Source organism: Pseudomonas sp. R3-41 (genome assembly GCF_054161485.1).
Genome location: NZ_CP096421.1, coordinates 4,841,847 through 4,856,036, shown reverse-complemented (window position 1 = coordinate 4,856,036; position 14,190 = coordinate 4,841,847). Strand labels below are relative to the sequence as shown.

The following is a 14,190-nucleotide window of genomic DNA, read 5'->3' as shown; positions in this document are numbered from 1 at the left end:
CGATGTCGGTGGCGCTGTTTTTTGAACTGTACGCCTGGTTCGCCGCGGCGGTGTTGGGCGTGGCGCGCCTGGCGCCGATTTTTTTCATGTTGCCGTTTCTCAACAGCGGCGTGCTCACCGGTGCCGGGCGTCAGGCGGTGATTGTCCTGGTGGCGCTGGGCTTCTGGCGCTATGTCGGCGTGCCCACGCCCGCCCTCGACAGCCTGGCGTTCCTCGGCCTGTTGCTGCGCGAGGCGGGTATCGGCGTGCTGCTGGGTGTATTGCTGTGTTGGCCGTTCTGGGTGTTGCACGCCATGGGCAACCTGATCGACAACCAGCGCGGGGCCATGCTCAGCAGCACAGTGGATCCGGCCAACGGTGTCGACACCTCGGAGCTGGCGAATTTTCTCCAGTTGTTTGCCGCGGCGGTGTATCTCGAAGGTGGCGGCCTGTTGTTGATGCTCGAAACCGTCGGCCACAGTTATCGCCTTTGCGCGCCAGCGAGCAGTTGTGAGCTGCACCTGCCTGCACTCTATTCATTACTGGATGCGTTGGTGAGCAAGACGTTGGTCATCAGTGCGCCGGTGGTAGCGACCTTGCTGGTCAGTGAGGCGTTGCTCGGCTTGCTCTCGCGGTATGCGCCGCAGATGAATGCGTTCTCGGTGTCGCTGACGGTCAAGAGCCTGGTGGCATTGGTGGTGCTGATGCTGTACTTCGGCGTGCATCTGCCGGATGAGGTCCTGCGCATGGGCGGGACGTCGGGCGGGCTGGAGCGGTACCTGGGCAGCGCGGAGGGCGAGCATGTCATCAAGCGCCTCGAAGACTGAAAAACCCACCGCCAAGCGCCTCAGGGATGCGGCGCGCAAAGGGCAGACGTTCAAGGCCAAGGACCTGGTCATCACCTGCCTGACCTTGTGCGGCATCACCTACATGGTCTTCAACAGCTCGTTGGTCGAGATCATGGAGGTCTATCGGCGCATCATCGCCAACGATTTCGATACCGAGCTGCAAGCCTACTCGGCGATGCTGGTGCTGGTCGGCCTCAAGGCGTTGTTGCCGTTGTTGCTGGTGTGCGTGCTGACCAGCGCCGTGCCGGCCTTGCTGCAAAGCGGTTTTGCCTTGGCCAGCGAAGCCTTGAAGCTGAACCTGGGGGCGCTGAACCCGATCAACGGGTTCAAAAAACTGTTCAGCCTGCGCACCGTCAAGGACACCGTCAAGGCGCTGTTGTACCTGGGCAGTTTCGCCATGGCGCTGTGGATCGTCTGGATCACCCAGCGCCAATTGCTGTTCGCCCAACTGTTCGCCGAGGCGCCGGACCTGTTCGCGATCTGGGGGCGTTTGTTGTTGGTGTTGGTGCTGGCATTCCTCGCCTGCGTCCTGCTGATCGTCGTGCTCGATGCCCTCAGCGAATACTGGTTGTTCATGAAAGACCAGATGATGGACAAGGATTCGGTCAAGCGCGAACACAAGGAGCAGGACGGCAACCCGCAGATCAAGGGCCGCCGTCGCGACTTGCACATGGAACTGTTGTCGGAGCAGGTCAAGTCCGATGTGCGCGGCTCGCGGATGATCATCGCTAACCCGACCCACATTGCCATCGGCGTGTATTTCCGCCCGGAGATCACCTTGCTGCCGTTTATCTCCCTGATGGAAACCAACCAGCGCGCCCTGGCGGTTCGGGCGTACGCCAAGGAGGTCGGGGTGCCGGTGGTTAACGACGTTGCCTTGGCTCGACGGATCTTCAAGACCCACCAGCGCTACAGCTTTCTCCAGGTGCAGGAAATCGAGGAGGTGCTGCGGTTGCTGATCTGGCTTGAGCAGGTCGAGCAGGCTTGAGGCCGAACGAGGCCAGACACGGACTTTGTGGCGAGGGAGGAGGGCTGTGCGACTCCGCTCGATTGAAGGGCCCATCACTTGTGCCTGGCACCTGACCCTGTGGCGAGGGAGCTTGCTCCCGCTGGGGCGCGCAGCGGCCCCAAAGGCTGGCGACGCGGTGTTTCAGGTGGATTGAGTGGCGTTTTGGAGGGGCTGCTGCGCAGCCCAGCGGGAGCAAGCTCCCTCGCCACAAAAGCAGCCTCGTCATGGCATGAGCGCAATTTGGCAGCGTGCTTGCCGGCGTTTTGGCCCAATGCACCGGTCAGCGACGCTGACGTTTTTTCAGGAGTGTGGCTGATGAGTCGCGATAACAAACAAGACGAGCAGGTGGCCCTGGACGTCGTCGATGCAGTGCTCGGTGGGGCGGCGTTGAAAGACGTGCAAGGCCTCAGTGACGAGCACATGGACGGTCTCTATGCCTTCGCCTTCCAGTTCTACGAACAGGGGCGGCTGGACGATGCCGAGAAGTTCTTCCACTTCCTGTGCATCTACGACTTCTACAACAGCCATTACTGGATGGGACTGGCTGCGGTGCATCAGCTCAAGCAAAACCACCAGAAAGCAATTGACCTGTATGCCATCGCTTTCGCCCAAGGCAAAAACGACTACCGACCGATGTTGTACACCGGCCAATGTCACTTGGCCCTGGGCAAGGTCGGCAAGGCCCGGTTGTGTTTCGAGTATGTGCTTGAGCAAGCCACCGAAAACGATCTGCGCGAGCAAGCCAAGGTGTATCTCGACACCTTGGCCCACATGGAACAGCACTGTTCGGAGGACTGAACATGAGTGAAATAAGGACTACTTTCAACCCGGCGCTTCACGGCGCGATGAGCCGCAGCGAGGCCTTTGAAAAATACGGCGTGGCGGCCAGCAAGGCCGCCAGGACCGCGGATTTTCAGGAGGCCGGCCAGAAAGCGCTGGCGGACCTGATGTCAGTGAAATACGAAGGCCACGAGGGCCCGTCCGCCGCCAGTACCGGTCGGCCCGCATTGCACCCGCCAGCGCCGCGCGCCGATGGCAATAAACAGGAAACCAGCGGCGATCTGTTCACGTTATTGATGGCGATGATCAGCGAGCTGATCGGCGAGGTCGACGTCAAGAAACTGAAAAATCGCCTGGCGATGCTGCAGAGCATGGCTGGCGCCAAGCAACAGGCTCATGAAAATCTCTCGGCTGAATACACCGCTGCCGTCCAGGCGATGGAGGCCGCCGAGGGCAATGTCGGCAGCAGCCAGGAACACCTCGAACAACTGCGCGATCGGGTCTTGCACTTCCAGGGACTGTTGGATGAAAGCGAGGCGCGACTGGCGCAACTGGACCCTGAATCGCCTGAATATGCACAGGAGTTGGCACGTCGCGACCAGCTCAAAGGCGAAGTGGCGAACCATACCCAAGCCTTCAATGTGGCGACCGATGCGCATCTGAAGCTGGTCGAAGTTGCCAATGCCTGTGCCAAGGCCGTGGGCACGGTATTCGCGAAAGTGGTGGCGTTCAGCGTCAACAGCTCGACTCCCGAGCCAACCGATGAAAAGGCCCTCAGCAGCAGCGCGCTGGCGCTATTGAACCGCTTGAAAATCATCGAACTGCTCGGCGAGTCGGCGCAGAACAAGGAGGAGCTCAGCCAGGAACTGTTCCAAGAGTTGCAAGCCAGGCTCCAGGCACACATGGAGCGCGAATCGGAAAAATACCTGGAAGAAGTCCGCAAGGCCGAGGCGTTGCAAAAAACCATGGGCTGCATCGGCAAGATCGTCGGGGCGATCCTGACGGTCGCGACAATCGCCGCCGGGGTCCTGACCGCCAACCCGGTGCTCATCGCCGTGGGCGTGGTCGGCGCGGCGGTGATGATTGCCGACTCGGTGATCCAGGACAAGACTGGCGTGTCGTTCATGGCCGAGGCGATGAAGCCGCTGACGACCGTCATGCAGGAAGCCATCAAGCTGTTCACCGAAATCTACACCAAGTTGCTGATCGGTCTGGGCGTGGACGAGGACCAGGCCAAGAAAATCGCGCAAATCGCCGGCATGATCCAAGGCATCGTTTCGACGCTGGCGGCTGTCGCGTTGGTGGCGGTGGTCGGGGTGCAGGTGATCGGGCCAATGGTCAGCGCCGTCGCCTCGAAACTGGCGTCGGTGGTCGCCCAGGCCACGCCCGCCGCGATGCAAGCGATGAAGCAAGTGGCAACCTCGGTCGGCAACACGCTAACCCAACTGCTTTCTCAATTGCGCGGTTTCATCACCAACGGCGCCGATCCCGTCACGCTGGCGCGTTACGCCGCGAACCTGGAAATCGCCCAGGCCGTCACCGAGTTCGGCAATGTCGCGGTGCAGGGCGTGCTGCAAATCAAGAGCGGCCAGCACCAGGCCCAGGCGGCCGTGCACCTGGCCGATGTGCGGGTACGCATGGCGATCAGCGAGGAAATCAGCGCCTACCTGACCCAGGTGGTCGAGAACTACGGGCAGGCGATGCAGGAACGCACCCGCCAGATCGAGCATTTGTTTGCCGATATGCAACGCAGCCATTCCGTCAGCTTGCAGATGGTTCGGCATGTTTGAAATCACGGACAACAGGTATCCACAATGACCACTATTCACGCTCCAACCACAATCGCATCCCCTGTCATTGACCATGACCGGATCAATGACGCCGGTCTGGGCGAATTGATTGCCCAAGAGCAATTTTCAAAGCGCAAATCCCTGGAGGGGGCGCCGATCCTCGACCAGATCACTGCAAAGCAGATACTCCAGAACGGCCCCTTCGCAGCCCTTCCTGCTGCGGAGCTGGAAAGCCGGATCAATACCTATCAGCCCACCGAAGCGGATCGGGAGGACTTCTCTGAAGCCAAGTCCATGGTCGGCGATGATGTGCGCAACGATCTGGTTTTCGACCCGGGCGCCTGGGAGAAACACGCCAACGTGCTGGTGGCCGCGATCATCGCCCTGAACATCGCACGGGTCGCCAATGCACAACTGCGTGGCCACTTCAGCGTCATGGCCTCCGATGCGGCGAAGTCCCAAGGCGCGGCCATTGTCGAGTCCGGCAAGGCGGCGCTGAACAGCGCCATTACTGCCGCGGTGGTGTCCGGCGCCATCGCCGGGTTCGCCATGGTCAAGACCTTCCAGGGCCAGGCGTTGAAGCATGCGGACATTGACCTGCATAAACGCAACGCCATGGACGCGGGCAGCCTCGAACGCGACCTCAAGCAGGAGCGCAATCGCAATGAGTGGAGCCCGGACACCACTTACAAGGTCAAGACCCTCGATGATTTCGGCCGTCCGACTACCGTCGACTTCAAACCCAAGGGCTCGACACTGACGAACCAGGAGCAGGCCTGGTTCGACGGGGAAATCCTCAAGGCCCAGAAGGTTGGCCAAACCTCCGACTGGTTGAGCCAGATGGGCAGCAAAGGCATCGAAAGGAAACTGGAAATCGGCCGCGCGCTCAACGCCATGTCGATGAGTATGAGCCAGGTGGTAGCGAACACCGTGCGGATGACCGAGCACGCCGCCCGGGAAAAAGAAGTGTTGATGCAAAGCGCGCAGAACAGCCAGAAGAGCCTCAGTGATGAGGTCGGCCAGAAAGACGCGGCCGAGGCGGCGTTGTTGCAGAAACTGATGGAGATGGTGATGCAGCTGTTTCAATCGCGTAGCGATGTTATCCGTGCCGTGACGGCGTAAGGGGGGAGTGGTCTATGGAAATCAATCAATCCATTCGTTCGCCAATCGTTCTGCTGCCGAACGTGGAGGCCATCACCGATACAGCGGCGCCTGTGGACGTACCCGCTGAGAGTCAAACGGTCAGTTCCCTGACGCATCTGCTCGATCGGTCCATGAACGCAATGAATCGCAGCCTGGGTCATTTGCTCAAGTGCCCGTCAATCATTGCCAAGTCTTTAGAAGGCACGGCCGCCGAGACCACAGCACAACACCTCGTCGCGGAGTTCGTCGAACAGATCCACGCCAAACGTGACCGAGCGCAGATGTGGGCCGTGCAGGTGCGCCAGTGCGGTGCCGTGATGACCCACAGCCAGAAGACAGGGCTCTTGGATGAAAGCCAGCGCCAGCAGTTGGATGATGAATACAGCAAAATCCTTCGTGCCCTTCAGGAACACCTGGAAGAGAAGCAGCCCCGTGAGATCGCGGAGACTTTGGATGCGACGATCAACGCCTCGAACGACTTCTTCGACAAGCTGCTCGAACTGATCGACCTGATCAAGAACGGCTACCTCGCGGGCTACGAGCACATCATTGCGGCATATTCGGACTTCTTTTCCGACTTCAACAGCGAAATCACCGCGATGATGAAGGATTGGATCGAAGGGGCGAACGACGGCAAGGAGGTCAAGTTGAATGTGGGCGCGTTGCGCAATGCATTGGATAGACTGATCGCGAAATATTCCCTACCCAACGCCGCCGCCATCCTTTTTCCAAAACCACCTGAAACAGGTGCCACTAAGGAAGAGGCGGAAAACTGGCTCAAGGCACTGGGCCTACCTGCGAGTTGCCTCAAGCAGAATCCCGCCCCGAACGGTCCTTGGTGTGTCGTCATCGACACCGGGCCACTGACAACGATGAAAAGCAGTCTGCCGTCGGGCGGCGGCACGGTGACCTGGGATACCGCCAAGTTCAACTCCTGGCAAACCGGCTTCAACGCCCAGGAGGAACGCATGAAGAACATGCTGCAGTCGTTTACGCAGAAGTATTCGAATGCCAATTCTTATCATGACAATTTTAATAAAACGTTGTCGGCGCATTTGAATCAGTTTGCGGATATGTTGAGGGCAATGTTGAATTTTTGATGAGGCTACATACGAAATATTGGTTATTAGAAGGTGGGGTAACTTATGAGTTTTGTTATGTGTGAGGAGGTCGCCGAGCGTGAGTTGATAAAATTGCTATCAGGCTATTTTAGGACTAATAAACAAGAGGTGGTCGGTTGTTCACGATTGGTAGAAGATCTGGGTGCTGATTCGATAGATATGGTAGAAGTTACAATGATTGTTGAACAAGTGTTCGATATAACTCTGCTTTCGGAGCAGGTTGAGGGCTGGAGAACCGTGGCTGATATTGTGAGCTCGGTGGTGGGCACGAGAGGCATAAATTTACTATGAGAATCACAAATGTTTCCCTCGAACCTGCTTGTGTTAAACGGGATGAGTCTTTCACCTTGGTACGGCTATCGAAAGATTTAATTAGCGTACAGTCAGGCAAAAATACTCTGTCATTTCCTGAACCAATACAACCTCATGTTGATCCAGCTCTACGCTCTGAAAAGGATACGACGACAGCTGAGTTGGCACTCTCTCAGACCGTCGCTGCAAGAACACTTCTATATTATCCAGGACGCTTGCTTGTACAAGAGCTCGGCGAGGCCGCTGCGATATTACTTGATCTTATCCGGGATCTAAAAACCGAAGACCAGAAGATATTAACCCGGCGTTTGTTTGTCGAGGGTGGATTGCTTTTCGGGAAGGACCTAGAAGCTTTTTTTGATGCGCTTGCTCAAGTGCGCGATGAGTGCCGAGAGCCTGATGCATCGAGCACGGTTACTGGTTTGGCGCGTGCCATAGCCATCGCCTCGATGGGTAACATTGGAGCCCTTTACATAGACGCCGCCGAGGTTGCCGAGAAAGACGCTTTGAATTGTTTTCATACTTTAATGATTGAGCGAAAACTGCCCGTATTGACAGAGCAAGTTATCCGTAGCGTTCAAGCTGCCGGGGATTTTTATGTTTCTGGACCACTGAAAAAAATAGAGCGTAGCCGTCCGTTCAATGAGCTCAGTCGGCTAAACGGGGTCCATAATTTCGGCGAAAAAGCAGATAGGTTAATTGGCATTAAATCGGAGTTAAGAATTCCGAGCGTTGAATGGCAAATTGCACATATCAGTGAAAGTCGAGTGTTGCATACCATAGAACCTTTGGTTGGGCATATGTCGGTGTCTCCTGTAGAGATTCTCCAAACATGGGATGTTTTACGGGGCGACTCCAATGATGAGCAGTTTATGGGCATCATAAGAAAAAATGATCCTGTTCACGAAGTGTCACGGGGTGATGTATCGCGGGATAGGCTAGATCAAAAACTTGCGCGAGCTTCGGGTGCAGCCGCTTTCCTCATCGGAGTGGGCTATCACAGCGCGTTGGAGGTTTCCGAAACTATTCTACGGTATATGGGCCAAGATCTAAGGCAGGCGCTGGAAAGTCCCACCCAAGATGCGGGGAGTCTGCTAGGGAGTGGAGCGGCAACAAGCCTTATAAACGAGATGTTAAAAGGTGCGGCGGCAGTAAAAATAGACGCGGCGTGAGTTTAATATAATGGGTTATTGTGATTTCGTCGGTGGGCTGCGGTCGATTTTGTATTAATTTCAAGGTGTAATGAAGGGCTGCCAGTTATCGATTTGTAAAGGGTCGGTAGCAATTGACCAGTCGGTGTCCGAGTGGCTAGCTAATTTTAGCTTTGGAGGGGAGGGGGACATTGGAACGTGCTGGGTTGTTAGTAAAAGAAGTATGCGAATGTCTGAATATTGAAGGCCGCTTAAGTGAGCTTGGTGTAGTACTGGTTGCGAGTAATGAACAAAAATGGACTATTGAGATTTCGTCTGTTGATCGATGCTTGATCATTTATAGTGAGGTCATCGCGCCGAATAGTGTGGAGGAAGTAAGCAGCTACTATCTCAATATGAACGCAAATCACAAAATGATGCGTGGGGCTTGGATTGGAGCTGGTGCGGATGGGGTTTTTAGACTTTATTACCGAACGATGGTTGAGTGCGTGACGGCGTTGCAAGTAGTCGATGCTCTTAAGTATCTAGTAGGTTTGCATCAGCATATTTCTGATGGACGAACATAGGTGGACAAGAGAAAGTGCCAAATACGATTGGAATGTTTATTAATACGGCAGTTGGTGCGGAGAGGTTTTGCAAAAACGACCTGTCTCGAGATCCGAATCGACTATTTATAAGGAGTGAGCTTCCTTCTCCGTTAGTCGAAGCTGAGCAGATATCCCCGGAGTTTGATCTTGATCGTAATCAGGAAAAATTTGCTGCAGGCTGGAAGTGTATATCATTGTTTGATACCGAGGGTTCGGTAGATGGTGAAGGGGTTTTTTTTGGTGAGGGTCTAGAAAGCAATGATAGGAAAGTGTTTCTAAATAGATTATATGAAGAGTCGGTATGTGAGGGGTTTGGAGTTAAGCGGGAAATAGGTTGTGAGGCGCTTAGGCAAGCGCAAGAGATAAGCGCTAAATTAGATTCTGTGATTTCAAAGCAGCAGATTGTCGATAATCAGTTTTTTTGTATGGATAGCTCAACGCTTCAAGGTATCGCCTATCTTCACTCTCGTGATATGCCTTATGAAAAATTATTGACCGATAGTGAGCGAGATATAAATGTCTTTTTGCCCGGGTATGCCACTGGTGATCGCTATAGTCTTATTTTTGCGGCCTTGGTCGAGCCTAGGTTAAAAATATCGATCGCTTATACTGAGGGGGACGCAAAAGAAAAAGCCAGTGCAGAAGAGGCTGCGCGCGTCGTGGAAAAAGCGCTATCGGTTAACGGTGAGTTTGACCCAAGTCGACGTGTTTCGGTACTTTCTTACAAGGGGGGAAGCTTAAAGCAGGCTCGAGAAAGTTTAGACGAAGGTGAGACTCGTGCCGGCTTTTCGCACCAATCTGGTTTTTTGTCTCCGCTATCCAATTCTACGGATAAAACTGAGCATGTTTTTCATGTGTCAGCGACAACGGAAATTCTGAATAGGTATTTTCGTAATGAAGATGGGTTGGGAAAAGATAAGAAGCATTCGGAAATACGTGAGAAGTTAAGTAAGCTGGTTTCTCTGACGGATAAGGTGGTTATTGATAGTCTTGTCAATAGTGTAGTCGAGCATCAAGAAATAAAGGAGGGTGCGATTGCTTTGTGGATTGCTGATCGTGAGTATGCTAATGAGCGAGAGGCAGAGGCGATCTCAAGACCTTTCATGTTTGAGATGATTGCGGATGCACTTGAGAAAGAAGGTAAGGATGTGTATTTGGTTGCGGATACTTATCTGAATAGAGCGAAAAATGAAAATGGTACTGAAGTTTGGATGAATCGACAACCTTTTCGGCCATCCGCACGGCCTCATATTGGTCAGTTCTGGTCGGCAGAAGTTGATGGTGAGCGTTTGTTGGCGCCCCGAGAGAATCAATGGTATTTCATGGATCGTCTTCTACAGCGCACAGGCGGTGGCCTTATAGGAATTAGAAGTGGTGCTTTAGAACCTTTTGCGCTGATGGGGCATAATATAATTTATCTAGAGCACAAAAACATGTTTACGCCCGAAAGGCACGCGAGCTGGCAAGGCGGTATTCCCTATAATAGATTGATTGTTGAGAATACGACTGGGTATTTGAAGGGTAATACTGAGGTGGTGCTGAATAATCTGATCAGGGAGAATCTTTCTCGCGTTGTAGGTGGAAAAAAATTAACTGATTCTGATAGAAGTCAAGTCCGAGATGTACAGGGGCGAATCGGTTCTATCCAAGATGATCTTCGTGAAGGACAAATAAGTGGGCAGGAACTTCAGTTGCTGGTGGCGATGGTGGATGGCGGGACCGCTATTGACGCGGCTATGAGAGTCTGGGGTAAGGATAGTATCTCTTATCCAAGTAAAAGCTAAACCCACGCTTATTCATCTGGGCTTAATAAGGGGGGCGGTTTTCGTGCTAGGCTGGCTTGTTAGTTTGAACTGTGGTTATCAGCTACGCCAACAGCTACTGGTGTCTCGAGTTTTTGAGACATATTGGTTGTTTTGGGTCCCATTGCTCAGTTCATCTTGGCTAGCTCGGGCGTAATTTCCTACAGTCGTAAAGGTGTTTTCCTTGATGATGTATGGATTCTGTCCTACGGAATCTCCCCACGCATCTTCCTATAGTCACGCAGCTCGCCATCCCGAGCCTGTGTCTACCACAGGCTCAATCGCGCTTCAGTAACTTTCTATAGAGAAGTCTCAACGTATGGACAGTGCAACTGATCAAACCCCGGCCAAGTCATTCGTTTTTGACCACTGGCTGTTGCAAAGCGACGGAACGCTGATGCGAGATGGACAAGGAGTTCATGTTCCACCCAAAGAATTGCACGTGCTGCGCCTGTTGTTGAAATCGGCGGGCACGGTCGTGAGTAAGGATTATTTGCTGGACCAGGTCTGGCCGCGGATGGATGCGGCGGAGGAGTCGTTGACCCGATGTATCTATGCCTTGCGCAAGTTGTTCAAGGAGAACAAGGATTACATCGCCACAGTGTATGGCCAGGGCTATCGGTTCACCGGTTCCGTGGTCGAGCTCGACGTGGCGAGCCAGGCGAGGGCGGTGGCGCCGTCGTTGGCGGTGTTGCCTTTGCGCAATCTGGACGAAATCGCCGCGCTGGATCTGCAAGACCTGATGATTCGCCAGCTGACCACGGCGTTCGGCGAGGCGTTGCATGTCATTCCCTCTGGGGTAATCACGGCCTGCGGGGCCGCGGATGATGTGCGGTCGTTGGCCGGGCGGTTGTCGGCGGATTATTGCTTGAACGGGCGTTTTATTGGCGCGGGCGGGTTGCAACACTGGTCGGTCGAGTTGATTCGTGGCTGCGATCAATCTCTGCTGCATGGGCAGACGCTGGATGCCTGTGATCTTGGGGAAGCGCTGGGCGTGTTGACAAGCCTGGTTGCCCAGCGTGTACCCGGGTTGCGTCCGGTCGGTGATCGCTGCGGGTCCTATTCGGCGGCGGTGGCGTATCTCAATGGGTTGTGCAGCGTGCAGCAGCACACGGTGCAAAGCCTGTGCGATGCCCTTGTATTGTTCAGGCAGTGTTTGAAACTCGACGCCGGATACGCACCGCCCTGGTGTGGCTTGGCGGATGTGTGGCTGGGGCGGGCGATGATGGGCCTGGGTGACCCGGAGCGTGCCATCGAAGAGGCGCATGCGGCGGTTTCCAGTGCGTTGACGCTGGACCCCGGCAGCATCCCCGCACTGACGCGCCTGGCGTTGCTCACCAGTTTGCGCGGCTGCGAGCAGGCGGCCCAGGTGTTGTTCCGGCGCTGCCAGCTGTCGGCCGACCAGGTTGACGTGCTGTACTTTCATGCCTGGCATCACTGGTTCTGGCGACGCAACGAGCAGGCGGCGCAGATGATCGACCAGTGCCTGGAACATGACCCGGGTTGTGTCCGGGCGCAGATCTTGCGGGTGCGCATTCATGAGCAGCCGACCTGGATCGGCGAGAGGCGCCTGGCATGAAGCGGCGCCGGAAAACCTGGCTGTGCCTGCCGGTGTGCCTTGGCCTGGGCCTTGGCACGCCCCAGGCACAGGCCTGGTGTTGGAGCAGGGCGGGGCAGTTGCACGCCATCGAGCCCGAACTGCTCCAAGCGATTGCTGAAGTCGAATCGGGCCTGCGCTCGGACGCCATCAACCACAACCGCAATGGCACTCGCGATATCGGGCTGATGCAAATCAACAGCATTCATCTATCGCGCTTGAGCGCCCAAGGCATCACCGAGCAACGCCTGCTGGATGAGCCTTGCCTGTCGGTAGAGGTCGGTGCCTCGGTGCTGGCCGGGTTTATCGCCCGTTACGGTTACAACTGGACGGCGGTCGGCGCCTACAACGCCGGCAATGCCCCGGATCGCCAAGCGGCGCGGCTGCGTTATGCGCGCAAAGTCTGGCAACGTTACCAAGTGATCACCCAGGCCGGGGACTGACGGCGTCACGGACGGGCCCCGTGCAGGATTCTGATCCTTTGCAGTATGCAATCGACAGAATTGGATCAGGAATCCCGCGACCGCCCCCTCTAACCTACCTGCTCATTCGACCTTCCTGGAGTTTGGACGGTGACAGTCCCGACGGCCCCCCCATTACAGCCCTGCGTCCTGCGGATCCTCAACGGTCCGTTGCAGGGCTGCGAGTTTCCGCTTGGCGAGGGCACGACCCTGTTCGTCGTTGGGGCCGTGGCGATGTGGGGGGATGGCGCAGGTGCCGCCAGCGTTCCGGCGGATGCCATTTTTATTCCCCTGGAGAAAGGTGGCTGCAACTTCGAGGTGCTGGCCGACCAAGCCAGGTCGGACGGTGTGCCGGTGCGTTTGCTCGGTGACTCGGTCGAAATGCGCCACTATGCGTTCCAGGCCAGGGTGCAGCTTGGCGGGTTGCAAGTGGCCCTGCGCCCTGGGGATCAACCCTGGGCGCCTGAATGCCTCGCTCAGCCACAGGACAGCCCACGCGCTGGTGGCGCTGCCATTCGCTGGCCTGATGCCCGTTGGACCCGATGGGGCGGCGGTGCCCTGGCGCTGGTTGCGTTGGTCGTGGCCGTCAGTATCGGCTCGATACCGGGACCGACGCCTGAAACCGATATTCGAGCCCTGATCGCTGGCGCCAGTGCGCCGGTCCAGGTGCTGCGCGGTCGTGACGATGGGGTTTATGTCTTCGTGTCTTCGGAGCGCGGTGCCGGTTGGAGCCGACAGGTGCTGGCGCGCCACGCCAGCCTGCACGGCAAGGTCCTATTGCCGGATCAGGAGCGGCGTCGGCTGGAGCAAGTACTGGTTGATCACGATCCGCAATTGGCTTGGCATTTTCTCGATCTCAAGGAACCGTCGCAGCCGCGCCTGCTGCTCAGCGCGCAACGCAACCTGCTCACGCCCGACCAGCAGGCCAAGCTGCTCGATGTGCTGCTCGCGGCGGCACCTTATGCCCGCGACGTGGTGGTGCAGATGCAGGACGACGCGCTACTCGCCGATCGGGCTCAGGGCGGCTTGCAACGTCTCGCACTGACCTTCAGCCGGGTCGAACACACGGATGCTGTCTCGTACACCATCGAGGGCAACCTGCAGGACGCCGAGCTGGCCGCCGCACGCCAGTACGTCGACGATTTTTACCGGCAGTGGGGTGATCGCTACGTGCATTTCACTGTCGAGCTCAGGGACGACGTGCTCAAAGGCAAGTCGTTTCAAACCGGCCCGCAGGGCTACGTCAAGACGAGCCCTTCGTCCTGGCTTTTTTCCAAACAGACACAGTAGGTGAGCAATGGCTGATATCGGTTTACCCATCATATTTCCCGACGACTTTCTCGGCGAGCAAGCCAACGCGTTCGAGCAAGGGGCGAAGAAGCTCAAAGAGGCGTTGGACGAAGCGCTTGAAAAGCTGCACAACGATGCCTCTAACCCCGGACTGCTAGCGGCCTACCAGACCGCGTTCTCCTCCTACACGGTATTCCGCAACGCCCAGACCAACACGATCAAGGGTTTCAAGGATATCGACATGGCGATCATCCAGGCCGCTCGCTGACGTTTTCCCTTCGACGGGCCATCGCAAGACGGTGGCCCTTTCATGAGTACAC

General features: G+C 56.1%; 14 protein-coding genes. All 14 read left to right on the top strand.

The window, feature by feature from the left end:
* The first annotated feature begins 2 nt into the window (after positions 1–2).
* The 14 genes from sctT to sctF all read left to right on the top strand — a co-directional run bounded on the left by sctT (position 3) and on the right by sctF (position 14,138).
* A complete protein-coding gene (gene sctT / locus M1D99_RS20815) occupies positions 3–806 on the top strand; it encodes a type III secretion system export apparatus subunit SctT (protein WP_434571449.1) in 804 nt (267 codons plus the stop codon).
* Entirely contained in the window at positions 781–1,815 is a 1,035-nt protein-coding gene (locus M1D99_RS20810) for an EscU/YscU/HrcU family type III secretion system export apparatus switch protein (protein WP_458130714.1), read from the top strand. Before sctT ends, M1D99_RS20810 begins: the two co-directional genes overlap by 26 nt.
* 336 nt (positions 1,816–2,151) lie before the next feature.
* Positions 2,152–2,634: a type III secretion system translocator chaperone SicA gene (sicA, locus tag M1D99_RS20805; RefSeq protein WP_458130713.1), complete on the top strand. Its 483-nt coding sequence runs from the start codon at positions 2,152–2,154 to the stop codon at positions 2,632–2,634.
* A gap of 2 nt (positions 2,635–2,636) precedes the next feature.
* Complete coding sequence (sctE, locus tag M1D99_RS20800) at positions 2,637–4,406, top strand: type III secretion system translocon subunit SctE (RefSeq protein WP_458130712.1); 1,770 nt, start codon at positions 2,637–2,639, stop codon at positions 4,404–4,406.
* Between the two features lie 24 nt (positions 4,407–4,430).
* On the top strand, positions 4,431–5,528 hold the full coding sequence (locus M1D99_RS20795) for a cell invasion protein (RefSeq protein ID WP_458130711.1): 1,098 nt from the start codon (positions 4,431–4,433) through the stop codon (positions 5,526–5,528).
* A gap of 14 nt (positions 5,529–5,542) precedes the next feature.
* Positions 5,543–6,649: an IpaD/SipD/SspD family type III secretion system needle tip protein gene (locus M1D99_RS20790; protein WP_434571442.1), complete on the top strand. Its 1,107-nt coding sequence runs from the start codon at positions 5,543–5,545 to the stop codon at positions 6,647–6,649.
* A gap of 45 nt (positions 6,650–6,694) precedes the next feature.
* Positions 6,695–6,961, top strand: coding sequence for a phosphopantetheine-binding protein (locus tag M1D99_RS20785; protein WP_458130710.1), 267 nt, complete (start codon positions 6,695–6,697; stop codon positions 6,959–6,961).
* On the top strand, positions 6,958–8,154 hold the full coding sequence (locus M1D99_RS20780; protein ID WP_434571438.1) for a hypothetical protein: 1,197 nt from the start codon (positions 6,958–6,960) through the stop codon (positions 8,152–8,154). Before M1D99_RS20785 ends, M1D99_RS20780 begins: the two co-directional genes overlap by 4 nt.
* A 170-nt stretch (positions 8,155–8,324) precedes the next feature.
* Positions 8,325–8,699, top strand: coding sequence for a type III secretion system chaperone family protein (locus M1D99_RS20775; protein ID WP_434571436.1), 375 nt, complete (start codon positions 8,325–8,327; stop codon positions 8,697–8,699).
* 14 nt (positions 8,700–8,713) lie between these two features.
* Positions 8,714–10,504 (top strand): hypothetical protein, encoded by a 1,791-nt coding sequence (locus M1D99_RS20770; RefSeq protein ID WP_458130709.1) that lies wholly within the window; start codon positions 8,714–8,716, stop codon positions 10,502–10,504.
* Positions 10,505–10,841: 337 nt separating this feature from the next.
* Complete coding sequence (locus M1D99_RS20765) at positions 10,842–12,101, top strand: winged helix-turn-helix domain-containing protein (protein WP_458130708.1); 1,260 nt, start codon at positions 10,842–10,844, stop codon at positions 12,099–12,101.
* A complete protein-coding gene (locus M1D99_RS20760) occupies positions 12,098–12,562 on the top strand; it encodes a transglycosylase SLT domain-containing protein (RefSeq protein ID WP_434571432.1) in 465 nt (154 codons plus the stop codon). The genes M1D99_RS20765 and M1D99_RS20760 overlap by 4 nt, the downstream gene beginning before the upstream one ends.
* 129 nt (positions 12,563–12,691) lie before the next feature.
* Positions 12,692–13,870 carry a PrgH/EprH family type III secretion apparatus protein gene (locus M1D99_RS20755; RefSeq protein ID WP_458130707.1) on the top strand — a complete coding sequence of 393 codons (1,179 nt, stop codon included), beginning with the start codon at positions 12,692–12,694 and terminating at the stop codon, positions 13,868–13,870.
* A 7-nt stretch (positions 13,871–13,877) separates the two neighbouring features.
* The gene (gene sctF, locus M1D99_RS20750; RefSeq protein WP_434571428.1) at positions 13,878–14,138 is read left to right on the top strand and encodes a type III secretion system needle filament subunit SctF; all 261 of its coding nucleotides are present in this window, start codon (positions 13,878–13,880) and stop codon (positions 14,136–14,138) included.
* Positions 14,139–14,190 lie beyond the last annotated feature (52 nt).

Bases quoted from the DNA above. Each gene is read 5' to 3' on its own strand.
- M1D99_RS20790 (WP_434571442.1), top strand. From the start codon at position 5,543: ATGGAAATCAATCAATCCATTCGTTCGCCAATCGTTCTGCTGCCGAAC.
- M1D99_RS20780 (WP_434571438.1), top strand. From the start codon at position 6,958: ATGAGAATCACAAATGTTTCCCTCGAACCTGCTTGTGTTAAACGGGAT.
- M1D99_RS20760 (WP_434571432.1), top strand. From the start codon at position 12,098: ATGAAGCGGCGCCGGAAAACCTGGCTGTGCCTGCCGGTGTGCCTTGGC.
- M1D99_RS20810 (WP_458130714.1), top strand. From the start codon at position 781: ATGTCATCAAGCGCCTCGAAGACTGAAAAACCCACCGCCAAGCGCCTC.
- sctT (WP_434571449.1), top strand. From the start codon at position 3: ATGTCGGTGGCGCTGTTTTTTGAACTGTACGCCTGGTTCGCCGCGGCG.
- sicA (WP_458130713.1), top strand. From the start codon at position 2,152: ATGAGTCGCGATAACAAACAAGACGAGCAGGTGGCCCTGGACGTCGTC.
- sctF (WP_434571428.1), top strand. From the start codon at position 13,878: ATGGCTGATATCGGTTTACCCATCATATTTCCCGACGACTTTCTCGGC.
- M1D99_RS20785 (WP_458130710.1), top strand. From the start codon at position 6,695: ATGAGTTTTGTTATGTGTGAGGAGGTCGCCGAGCGTGAGTTGATAAAA.
- M1D99_RS20795 (WP_458130711.1), top strand. From the start codon at position 4,431: ATGACCACTATTCACGCTCCAACCACAATCGCATCCCCTGTCATTGAC.
- M1D99_RS20765 (WP_458130708.1), top strand. From the start codon at position 10,842: ATGGACAGTGCAACTGATCAAACCCCGGCCAAGTCATTCGTTTTTGAC.
- sctE (WP_458130712.1), top strand. From the start codon at position 2,637: ATGAGTGAAATAAGGACTACTTTCAACCCGGCGCTTCACGGCGCGATG.